Here is a 10,025-nt window from a genome sequence, read left to right as displayed (position 1 = left end):
ATCCCTTGGTTTGCAAGGGAAGATGAATTCAAGCCTGTAGACGTACAAGGCCGTAGAGTGCAAGGCACGGACTACGAGCAAACCGTTACCGACCTGTACACCGAGTACACTGGAAAGCATAAAATTGCTTACCTTCGTACCCGAGAATCATACCTGGCCCGTTGCCTGTTCAAAGGTGAAGTGGCAACCCCTGCAACCGATGACCTGCTGATCTCTTATGCTGAATTGTTTGGCGTTGTGCCAATGACCGCCAGCGTGAGCACAGCGACAGCGGCACAAGATTTTGATGCCATCTTAGACAAAGTTCAGGCTGCCGCAGGTGGATTGGCTGGTCAGATTGAACGAGTGATCGTATTTGCCAAGCCTACCGCATTCAGCCAGATTCGATTCTCTGACAGCATGGCTAAGGCATTCACCTACGTAGCGCCATACGATGAGCGTAACCTGTTCTACCAGCGTCACGAACTTTTACCTGGTGTTTCAACCTTTAGCCTGCCTGGTGCGCCTATCGACATTGTTAAAGTGACAGATCCGCTGATCCTGGCACAGATGCCGGACGATGCCGACATGGTGGCGGTTCCTGTGTTCAGTAAAGGCACAAATGCTTATCAGAACATCTACGGCGCTGCCTCTGGCAACTTCGCACTGATCGATGCTGCACCTGCTGAATACTATTCTTGGGGCTACCTGAGTGAACGAGGCGATGCGTACCACGTTATGCACGAAAATTCGGCGTTATGTGTGAATCACTGTCTGGGTATGCAGGTGAAGATCACCATCACAGCTTAATGAGCAAAGCGGGAGCCTGGGCCGCTGGAAAATAATCAGGCGTTTTAATGAGGGATGCTTACTAATCCACAGCGCAATTGTGGCTCTGGTGGCATCCCTTTTTTATTTCCATAAAACAAGAGGAAAAACCAAATGGAGATGATTTTAAAATCAAGTCGTGGCTTGCACGTCCGACTGAAAGCAGATGATGCAGAGGGGCTTCTCAAGGTGAGCCAGCTTTGCGAACTATTAGAGATTTCGTATACGGGCGTTAGAGCGCGTATTTTCCGTGGTGAAACCGTCGAAGCGGCAATTCATCACTTCCTTGATCAGAAAGGCGGTGGTGATGCTTGAGATCAACACGTCTAAAATCGTCAACACAGTTACATTTACCGTTGATAAACAAAGCATTGCCGAAGCGAAAGCCGCAGCAAATAACCTCCAAAAACACTTTGAGAAACTCGCTAACCCTAAGATTCGTTTTCAGGCTCAGAAGCAACGTAGACAGAAAGCGCGTGAACAGGTGGCAGATGCTAAAGCGGCGTTGCCTAAAACGTCCAATGACTTAAAGCAGCAACGCCAAGCTGAAAAAGCAGGGAAGGCGCAAGCCATGGAAGCGGCTAAGATAGCCAAAAGGGAGGAAACGGCGACCCTGAAAGGGCGCTCAGCCGTTCTACAAATGAAAGGCATAGCTGGGAAATACGGCATTGATCCGGCGAAGCAATACCAGTTTGCAAAGTTTGCTCACGAGCAGACAGAGCTTTTCCGTAACGGTCAGATCAGTAGCCAGAAGATGAACTATGAACTACGTGAAAGAATCGCCCTCATGCGCCGTGAGGCTGCATTGCAAAACAGGATCACTACCAGTACACAGCAACAGGCCGCAGCACTGAAACATGCCAAACGCACGGATTACGCAGGGGCTGCAAAAGGCATTAAAGAGAAGGGGCTGAACGTGATCGGCGGTGGCGCTGGCTTTATTGCTGGTACAGCGGCTTTAGCTGCCGGGGCTGGCATTTTGTCCCGTATCCGTGAAACTGCTGACGATAATTTGAACCTGATCCGCAAAAGTAAAGCCGTGGCGGTCAACCCAAACGCGATCAAAACCATAGTCACTGCAAACCGTCAACGTGGTATTGATTCAAACTTTGATACCGTCAGCGATAATTTCAAAGATGTGCGTGAGCGCCTGGGCGAGTCCGTTACTAACACCACTTTCGATCAGAAGTCTGGAAAATTCAAAGGCGGGAATGGGGCGATTGATAACATCATGAATTTATTCGGATGGAACAAGCAGCAGATCGCACAATACCAGGATAACCCGTTAGACTTCGTGCAAGCCGTTACCAATGAAGGGCAGCGTAGAGGGATGAGTGATGCGTCCATAGGCCACCTATTGGAAGACCTCGGTAATGACATGTCCTATTTGGTGCCAGTGCTCAAGAATAACGGTGAGGCGTTCAATAGTACCCTCAAAATGTTAGTGAGTACCGGACAGACTCTAAATGATCAGCAAATTCAGGAAACCTATGCCTGGGGCGACCTCAGCACCACGTTGCAAGCGGTTAACAATGGCTTTAACCAGAATCTTACTTCCGGCTTCCTCGAAGGGTTTGGTAACGCTGGTAAGGATTTAGCGGAGAACACCGCTGCCCTGAACGAGACAGCAAAATCATTAGGATCTGGGCTTGGAAACCTGTTAGCACAAGTGACAGGCTTCACGAAGGAAATCACTGATGACCTCAGCAAGTTTAACGGCTGGATGAAAGAAACATTCCCTTCACTGTACTCTGATCCTAACCAAACACCGGAAGATGCGCTCTATCACAAAGTAACGTCTGATAGCGCCAACAGTGCAGCCAATTGGATTCAGGATAAAACAGGCTTTGATACCCGTTCAGTGGGGCCAGCGATCATGGATTGGTTGGGCGTTGGTGGCGGGAATGCTGGCACAGCAGCCAGCCAATACAGCCTGTCTGGTGGCTCTCTGCGTGAGTCTGCAATGTTTCTTAGTGGTGGCAATGCTCCAGCGTACACGCTGAATCCTACATTCAATCTGAATCTTGAGGCATCCGTACCGCTTACTATCGCCAGCGATTCGAGCAGACTTGCGGATTATGTCGATTTCACGGCTAAAGCCTCACAAGCCAGCTTCATGCAATCGCTCACGTTGTCTACTTTGAGCGGTCAATCATCTACAGGTGGATGAGTATGATACTGAATCAAGGTTATGATAAAATACCCAAGCCAAATTTCAATTAAAGGAATTGATCTTGAACTTTGATGATTTGTCTTCTGATGAACTTGATCAGCATGTTATGGATCGCCTCGTATTTGAAGAGGAGGAATTATCTCCTATCCTAAAGGGGCATCTATTTATTGAGAAAGTTCTTGAAACATTAATTTCAAGAAATCTTGTTGAGCCTAAGGTATTTTTCAGGTCTACCCGTTCTTATGATTTAAAAGTAGATTTGGCCTTTGCTATGGGATTGCTTAATAATAAATACTACTCTGCATTCAAAGCGATTAACAAAGTTAGAAATAACTATGCGCATAAGCATGATTACAAAGTCACCCTTGAAGAATTGAATGCTTTCAAATTTAATTGGGAAGACATTCAGAATAAAGCATTTGCTGTGGCATGTGAAAAAAGTATTGGCGAGGGGGCAAGTATTGCCACAATGTTTTTATGTTGGAAAGCAATACACCTCCTCGACAAACAAGAAGATTAACAAAGGGGCTTACGCCCCTTAGATGGCTTGTAATTGTCGAAATTCTTCGGTGACGTTCTCTACGCCAGGTACTTTGAGAAGTATGCCGTTAAGATGGATTACGAACTTATTATCGTGACTGGCATACCCTGCAATCTGGCGGCAAACATCGACAGGAACACGAACCGCCAATAACACTTCGGCATCTTCATCAAGCTGAATGCCGATTAGGTAGTCGAAATCCCATGAACGAATCCCGCCTAACTGAGTTTTATTAACTCTAGTTTTAACCTGCAACAATGTGCCATCGTCCAGCCTTACATCGGCGCTTTTATGAGAGTTTGGAAGTAGCGTCCCGCCATAAAGTTGCTGTACGAGATGTTCGCCATAATCACCAGTAACATTCCCACCCCGCGCGAAAATACTTTTGCAAGCGGTCACTGCTTGTCGGTATTGGCGATAGGCTTCACGAGCACTCATTGATCAACCCTCAGTTTTTCTCAGTCTTATGTGTTTTCATTCTACACAATCAGAACTAACACTCATTGATCCAACTACTGACCTTATAAAGGGGCTCATACCCTTTTTTCGTTTCTGGGGTGGGGGTCAAAAAAGGGGTCAGGTGCATTTTTCAAGGTGAAGAAGCGATACACGGAAGGGCAAGCTTGCGCCAGCAAGCAACTTCCCCTAAGCTGGCAAAAAGTATAGAGATTCAATCTTCATGACTCGGGGTGCCCCATCGCTGATGGGCTGAGAAATACCCGTACCACCTGATCTGGATAATGCCAGCGTAGGGAAGTCAGATGCCTCTGCCGGCGTCCCTTCTTCACAGCCTGGCAGGAGCAAAAAATGCAACCTGACCTGCTAAACCGGGCGCATGCCGCCACCGTATTACAGCATTTCCGCAGCCGTTCTCCCCTTGTTCACTGTATGACCAACGACGTGGTGCAATCCTTTACCGCCAACGTACTGCTGGCGCTGGGCGCATCCCCGGCGATGGTCATCGAGCCTGATGAGGCCTTGCAGTTCAGCGCTATTGCCGACGCGCTGCTGATTAACGTCGGCACGTTGACAGCCGAGCGCGCCGGAGCGATGCGCGGCGCCGTTATCAGCGCCAGCAAGGCGGGAAAACCCTGGACACTCGATCCCGTGGCCGTTGGCGGCCTGACGTTCCGCACCGATTTTTGCCAGGAACTGCTGGCCCTGCATCCGGCGGCCATTCGCGGTAACGCCTCGGAGATCCTCGCCCTGGCAGGTATGCAGGCGGGTGGACGTGGCGTCGACAGCACCGATAACATCAGTGCGGCGCTGCCTGCCGCCGTGGCGCTGGCGCGTCAGACCGGCGCTGTCGTGGCGGTAAGCGGGGAGGTGGATCATATCACTGACGGCCAGCGCCTTCTTGCAGTGACCGGGGGCGATCCACTGATGACGCGGGTGGTCGGCACCGGCTGCGCGCTCTCGGCGGTCGTGGCGGCGAGTTGTGCGCTGCCCGGCGATCGCCTGACCAACGTGGCGTCGGCCTGCCTGATCATGGCGCAGGCGGGCAGACAGGCGGTGGCGGCAAGCCAGGGACCGGGCTCTTTTATTCCGGCATTTCTCGACGCGCTGTATCGGCTGGACGAGGAGGCGCGAGGATGAAGACACGTATCAATGCGCTGACCATTGCCGGCACCGATCCCAGCGGCGGTGCGGGTATCCAGGCGGATCTGAAAACCTTCTCGGCACTCGGGGCCTATGGCTGTTCGGTGATCACCGCGTTGGTGGCGCAAAATACCCGCGGCGTGCAGTCGGTGTACCGCATCGCGCCGGATTTTGTCGCCGCGCAACTGGACTCGGTGTTCAGTGATGTGCGTATCGACACCACGAAAATCGGCATGCTGGCGGAAACCGATATTGTGGAAGCCGTCGCTGAGCGGCTGCGGCGCTACCAGGTGCAGAACGTGGTGCTGGATACGGTGATGCTCGCCAAAAGCGGCGATCCGCTGCTCTCCCCCGATGCCGTTCACGCTCTGCGTGAACATCTGCTGCCGCAGGTGTCCCTCATTACGCCCAATCTGCCGGAGGCCGCCGCGCTGCTCGATGCCCCCCATGCCCGCAATGAGCAGGAGATGCACGAGCAGGGCCGCGCCTTACTGGCGCTGGGCTGTGAGGCGGTGCTGATGAAGGGCGGGCATCTGGATAATGCTGAAAGTCCTGACTGGCTGTTTACCCGTGACGGCGCCACGCGCTTTACCACGCCACGTATTCATACGAAAAATACTCACGGCACCGGCTGTACGTTGTCGGCGGCGCTGGCGGCGTTGCGCCCCCGGCATGCTGACTGGGCCGCCACCGTTGACCACGCTAAACGCTGGCTTAGCGCGGCGCTGTCGCAGGCCGATACGCTGGAAGTGGGGGAGGGGATCGGGCCGGTGCATCATTTCCATGAGTGGTGGTAGTATAACCACCGGACTTTTTTGCCAGGACACCCGAAATGGAACAAGCGCATATCCAGCTTATCGAACAGCTGAAAGAGCGGATTGCCGCAGCGGATAATATGCCGCTGTACCTGAAGTTTGCCGAAACGGTGAAAAACGCCGTGCGTAACGGGCTGCTGGCGCACGGCAATATTCTGCCGGGTGAGCGCGATTTCAGCGGATTAACAGGGATTTCGCGCATCACGGTGCGCAAGGCGATGCAAACGCTGGAAGATGAAGGCGTGGTGACGCGATCACGCGGTTATGGCACGCAAATCAACAACATCTTTGAATATTCGCTGAAAGAAGCGCGCGGATTTTCCCAGCAGGTGGTGCTGCGCGGCAAGAAGCCGGATACCTTATGGGTGAACAAGCGCATCGTGGCCTGTCCGGCGGAGGTGGCGGAAAAACTCGCCATCGACACCGATTCCGACGTGTTCCTGCTCAAGCGCATTCGTTATGCGGATGATGACGCCGTCTCCATTGAGGAGTCCTGGGTGCCAGCGCCGCTGATCAAGGATGTCGATGCCATTGGCGTGTCGCTGTACGACTATTTCCGCAGTCAGCGGATTTACCCGCAGCGCACCCGGTCGCGCGTCAGCGCCCGGATGCCGGACGCTGAGTTTCAGACGCATATTCAGATGGAAAACACAGTGCCGGTGCTGGTGATAAGCCAGGTGGCTTTTGATCAACAAAACCGGCCGATTGAGTACAGCATCAGTACCTGTCGCAGCGATTTATACGTCTTTGTATGTGAGGAGTAATTCCTCGCGCGTCGGTGCGCAGTCGCCGCCGCGCTTGCTGACTACCATCGCGGCAATGGCGTTCCCCAGGCTCACGGCGTCCGCCAGCGACAGGCCAGAGGATAACCCCGCCAGCACGCCGCCCGCATGGCTGTCTCCCGCGCCGATGGTGTCCACCATGGTCGCCGGGAACGGCGGAACAAAGCCGTGCTCATCACCATCATAGAACCAGGCCCCGTCGCGATCGTGACGAATAATCAGCGGTGCGCCGTACGCCTGCTGCCACGCCGGGCCTAAATGTTCAGGCTCCACGTCCAGCAGCTGCGCGGCGATTTCCGCTTCACGACGATTTAAGGTGATGATCGGTTTCAGCGCCAGAATGCGCGACAGTAAGGCCGGATCAATGTCTTCAATGCGTGGCCCGAAATCGATATAAGGCGTGACGTCGTGCAGCGTTTCCAGCCAGTTAACCAGCACTTCACCGCAGGCGGCGGCAAGCTGATACCCCGACAGCGAAAGCAGACTGCCTGGCGGTACGTGCAGCGGCGTCAGCCACGACGCCGCCCAGCGGGTTTCGACGCCGGAAAAGGTCATAAAGGTGCGCTCGCCGTCCGGCTCCACCAGCGCCAGACACCAGCCGTTATCACCGCCTTCGACCTTCAGCACGCTCTCTACGCCGTGGCTTTTCAGTGCCGTGCTGACCATATCGGCCCAGACGCCGTGACCGACCGGCAGTACATTTTGCGAGATCATGCCCAGCCGGTGCAGCGCCACGGCGATGTTCAGACCACAGCCGCCGATGTTGACGCTCTGCTGTTTTAATTCAAGGTCACAGCCGCGAAACGGCAGTGAAGAGGCGTTGGCGATCACATCGATCACCGCGCCCCCCAGCACCGTCACCGGACGCCGGGTTTCAAGTTGATGCAGAAGGCTGACGATATGTCCTGGTTTCATGCTTCCTCCCGCTCCTGACGATACGCCCGGAGCTTTTCACTGTAGTGCGTAAAATCGAGCTGATTGACGTCATCCAGCTGCTGCTTAAAGGCGGCATTGATGGCGGAAACCCCGTGCAGCGCACCGCAAATAGCAGTCGCCATCGCACCGATGGTATCCGTATCACCGCCCAGATTCGCACACAGGATCGCACAGCGGTTCGGGTCAGTTTGTGCCAGCTCCACCATCGCAATGGCGGCGGGCACCGATTCAATGGTGCTGGTGCCGGCGCCGACCAGCTGATAAATCTGCTCGCTGGCCGACTCCACGCCGGTGGCGTTACGTGCCACATTTAACGCCAGTTCGAGACGGGCCGCCAGCGAGGCGCTAAAGGTCGTAATGCGCTTTTCCTGCGCATGACGGGCCACGGCGGGCAGGGCATCGGCAATATCCTGCCACCGATCGCCATCAATTGCGCGGGAAATCGCCCAGGCAATCACCACCGCCCCGGCAATCGCCAGATCGGATTTGTGAGTCGGACTGGAAGCCAGCGCCACCTCATCAATAAAGTGATCGAGCGAATGCGTTGGCAGCAGGCAACCCAGCGGGGAGGCGCGCATCGCCGCGCCGTTGGTGACGCCATTATTTTCCAGCTCGCTCACCGGGAGACCGTCGCGGATCGCCTTCAGCGCAATTTTCGAGGTCGGGCCGAGCACGTTCTTATTAAACGCATCAAAATCCTCGGCCCAGCGCAGGATGTGCTGACCAATAACCTCGGCGTCAATCTTGCCGTGACACTCAAAAATGGCATCCGCGAGGCACAAGGCCATCGACGTATCATCGGTGAACTGGCCGCAATCAAAATAGCAGGCGGCGTTGTTTTCCGGCGGACCTGGCAGGAAGCGGTCGATCCAGCCGAAATGCGCTTTCACCCGTGACCGGGGCCACAGCTCCGACGGCATTCCCATCGCGTCGCCCAACGTCTGGCCATATAACGCACCGAGAATACGTTCTGATTTCATTTTACCTCTCCTTGATGAGCCTCACCGCGGGCGGGCAGCGTGCCGTTGTCCACCACAATTGCGGTAATTTCTTTATCCGATTCGCGGAAGAACAGCATAAACAGCACCGCGATCACAGCGATCATAATGCCGCCAAATGCCCACATGCCCGCCCAGTCGAAGGTCAGACCGTTTACCGGCTCTTTATAGGCATACATTTTTTCCATCATTACGCCGCCAAGACGGTAACCCAGCAGGCTGCCAAAGCCCTGACAGCAGAGGGTGATGAGACCCTGCGCCGCGGTGCGCATATGCACCGGGGCTTTCTTGTCGACATAGATATAAGCGGTCACGTAGTAGAAGTCGTAGCTGACGCCGTGCAGCAAAATGCCGAGGAACAGCAGACCATAGGTAAAGTAGTGATCCACCCCGCCGTAAACAAAAAACGCATAGCGAATGGCGGCGGTCAGTAAGCCCAGCAGCAGCACTTTTTTGATACCAAAGCGCTTAGTAAAGAACGGCAGCGCCAGCATAAAGAAGATTTCTGAGAACTGGCCGAGCGTCATCCAGCCGGTGGCGTTTTTCATGCCCACTTCGGTGAGATACCCGTTGGCGAAGATGTAATAGAACGCCAGCGGCATGGCAAACAGGAACGAGCAGAAGAAAAAGACGAGGAAGTTGCGATCGCGCAGCAGCACCAGCGCATCCAGCCCGAGCATAACTTTCACATCCAGCTTGCCAGTACTTTTCGGCGGCGTGTTCGGCAGCATCAGAGCGAAGACCCCCAGTACCAGCGAACTGGCGGCGGTGATCAGCAGCGGAATATTGGTCGGGGAAATATCCGCGTAGCCGAGCATTTCCGGCAGGAAGCCGCAGGCCAGGCCTGAGGCGATCCAGCCAATGGTGCCCATCACGCGGATGCGCGGAAAGTCAGCCTCAACGTCTTTCACATGCGAGAAAGCTATACTATTGGTCAGCGCAATGGTTGGCATATAGGTCAGGGAGTAGGCCAGCAGCAGCGGGAAGAAGTAGCGGAACTCCGTTTGTTGCGCGGCGAAGTAAATCAGGATCGCCCCGGCGAACATCAGGAGCGCCAGCACTTTCTGCGCTGCAAAGAAGCGGTCCGTCAGCGACCCGACGAGAATAGGCGACAGGATCGCGGCAATGGCGGTACAGGCGTACGACCAGCCAATCTCCCCGGCGGTGAAGCCACTTTTACTTAACCACAGCCACAGCGGAACAAACCACGCTCCCCAGATAAACCATTCCACAAACATCATGAACGACAGCTTAGCAGTTGTTTTCATCGGTCTTCCTTCATGACAAACAGAGGGTACGGCATGACCATACCAGTTAATAATACCTTTTAGATACCTTTGTGCTGGATCTTTGATCAGCATAACATTTTTTTTA

The 10,025-nt window shown here is 54.2% G+C and carries 11 protein-coding genes and 1 riboswitch; of the genes, 7 read left to right on the top strand and 4 right to left on the bottom strand.

What is annotated here, in order from left to right; translation table 11 throughout:
- From KW828_RS13530 to KW828_RS13515, 4 genes are all read left to right on the top strand, one after another.
- Nucleotides 1-789: major capsid protein (locus KW828_RS13530; protein ID WP_218336835.1), on the top strand; the 789-nt coding region annotated here is incomplete at its 5' end.
- 132 nt (nucleotides 790-921) lie between these two features.
- Entirely contained in the window at nucleotides 922-1,122 is a 201-nt protein-coding gene (locus KW828_RS13525) for a hypothetical protein (RefSeq protein ID WP_218336834.1), read from the top strand.
- Nucleotides 1,115-2,977 carry a hypothetical protein gene (locus KW828_RS13520; RefSeq protein WP_218336833.1) on the top strand — a complete coding sequence of 621 codons (1,863 nt, stop codon included), beginning with the start codon at nucleotides 1,115-1,117 and terminating at the stop codon, nucleotides 2,975-2,977. Before KW828_RS13525 ends, KW828_RS13520 begins: the two co-directional genes overlap by 8 nt.
- A gap of 64 nt (nucleotides 2,978-3,041) precedes the next feature.
- A complete protein-coding gene (locus tag KW828_RS13515; RefSeq protein ID WP_218336832.1) occupies nucleotides 3,042-3,500 on the top strand; it encodes a hypothetical protein in 459 nt (152 codons plus the stop codon).
- Nucleotides 3,501-3,518: 18 nt separating this feature from the next.
- On the opposite strand, the gene KW828_RS13510 is transcribed toward KW828_RS13515, so the two are convergent.
- Nucleotides 3,519-3,959, bottom strand: coding sequence for a hypothetical protein (locus KW828_RS13510; protein WP_218336831.1), 441 nt, complete (start codon nucleotides 3,957-3,959; stop codon nucleotides 3,519-3,521).
- Nucleotides 3,960-4,196: 237 nt separating this feature from the next.
- Nucleotides 4,197-4,293, top strand: a riboswitch (TPP riboswitch).
- 35 nt (nucleotides 4,294-4,328) lie between these two features.
- Here KW828_RS13510 and thiM point away from each other — a divergent pair.
- Genes thiM through KW828_RS13495 form a run of 3 tightly spaced genes read left to right on the top strand, consistent with a single transcriptional unit; the run spans nucleotide 4,329 to nucleotide 6,699 of the window.
- Complete coding sequence (thiM, locus tag KW828_RS13505; RefSeq protein WP_218336830.1) at nucleotides 4,329-5,117, top strand: hydroxyethylthiazole kinase; 789 nt, start codon at nucleotides 4,329-4,331, stop codon at nucleotides 5,115-5,117.
- Nucleotides 5,114-5,917: a bifunctional hydroxymethylpyrimidine kinase/phosphomethylpyrimidine kinase gene (gene thiD, locus KW828_RS13500; protein WP_218336829.1), complete on the top strand. Its 804-nt coding sequence runs from the start codon at nucleotides 5,114-5,116 to the stop codon at nucleotides 5,915-5,917. The genes thiM and thiD overlap by 4 nt, the downstream gene beginning before the upstream one ends.
- A 35-nt stretch (nucleotides 5,918-5,952) precedes the next feature.
- Complete coding sequence (locus tag KW828_RS13495) at nucleotides 5,953-6,699, top strand: GntR family transcriptional regulator (protein WP_218336828.1); 747 nt, start codon at nucleotides 5,953-5,955, stop codon at nucleotides 6,697-6,699.
- Here the strand turns inward: KW828_RS13495 and KW828_RS13490 are convergent.
- From KW828_RS13490 to KW828_RS13480, 3 genes are read right to left on the bottom strand one after another with little or no spacing between them, the layout of a single operon-like run.
- Entirely contained in the window at nucleotides 6,673-7,632 is a 960-nt protein-coding gene (locus KW828_RS13490; RefSeq protein ID WP_218336827.1) for a PfkB family carbohydrate kinase, read from the bottom strand. The two genes, KW828_RS13495 and KW828_RS13490, sit on opposite strands and share 27 nt — an antisense overlap.
- On the bottom strand, nucleotides 7,629-8,633 hold the full coding sequence (locus KW828_RS13485) for an ADP-ribosylglycohydrolase family protein (RefSeq protein ID WP_218336826.1): 1,005 nt from the start codon (nucleotides 8,631-8,633) through the stop codon (nucleotides 7,629-7,631). The genes KW828_RS13490 and KW828_RS13485 overlap by 4 nt, the downstream gene beginning before the upstream one ends.
- On the bottom strand, nucleotides 8,630-9,919 hold the full coding sequence (locus KW828_RS13480) for a nucleoside permease (protein WP_218336825.1): 1,290 nt from the start codon (nucleotides 9,917-9,919) through the stop codon (nucleotides 8,630-8,632). Before KW828_RS13480 ends, KW828_RS13485 begins: the two co-directional genes overlap by 4 nt.
- Nucleotides 9,920-10,025 lie beyond the last annotated feature (106 nt).

This window comes from Enterobacter sp. ENT03, assembly GCF_019218745.1.
Classification (GTDB): Bacteria; Pseudomonadota; Gammaproteobacteria; order Enterobacterales; family Enterobacteriaceae; genus Enterobacter_D.
Note: the sequence above shows the minus strand (reverse complement) of the source record. Positions and strands in the feature narration are given on the sequence as shown.

What these genes read in the sequence shown, in the direction of transcription:
- thiM (WP_218336830.1), top strand. Translation starts at nt 4,329, where the DNA reads ATGCAACCTGACCTGCTAAACCGGGCGCATGCCGCCACCGTATTACAG.
- thiD (WP_218336829.1), top strand. Translation starts at nt 5,114, where the DNA reads ATGAAGACACGTATCAATGCGCTGACCATTGCCGGCACCGATCCCAGC.
- KW828_RS13485 (WP_218336826.1), bottom strand. Translation starts at nt 8,633, where the DNA reads ATGAAATCAGAACGTATTCTCGGTGCGTTATATGGCCAGACGTTGGGC.
- KW828_RS13490 (WP_218336827.1), bottom strand. Translation starts at nt 7,632, where the DNA reads ATGAAACCAGGACATATCGTCAGCCTTCTGCATCAACTTGAAACCCGG.
- KW828_RS13480 (WP_218336825.1), bottom strand. Translation starts at nt 9,919, where the DNA reads ATGAAAACAACTGCTAAGCTGTCGTTCATGATGTTTGTGGAATGGTTT.
- KW828_RS13510 (WP_218336831.1), bottom strand. Translation starts at nt 3,959, where the DNA reads ATGAGTGCTCGTGAAGCCTATCGCCAATACCGACAAGCAGTGACCGCT.
- KW828_RS13525 (WP_218336834.1), top strand. Translation starts at nt 922, where the DNA reads ATGGAGATGATTTTAAAATCAAGTCGTGGCTTGCACGTCCGACTGAAA.
- KW828_RS13520 (WP_218336833.1), top strand. Translation starts at nt 1,115, where the DNA reads ATGCTTGAGATCAACACGTCTAAAATCGTCAACACAGTTACATTTACC.
- KW828_RS13495 (WP_218336828.1), top strand. Translation starts at nt 5,953, where the DNA reads ATGGAACAAGCGCATATCCAGCTTATCGAACAGCTGAAAGAGCGGATT.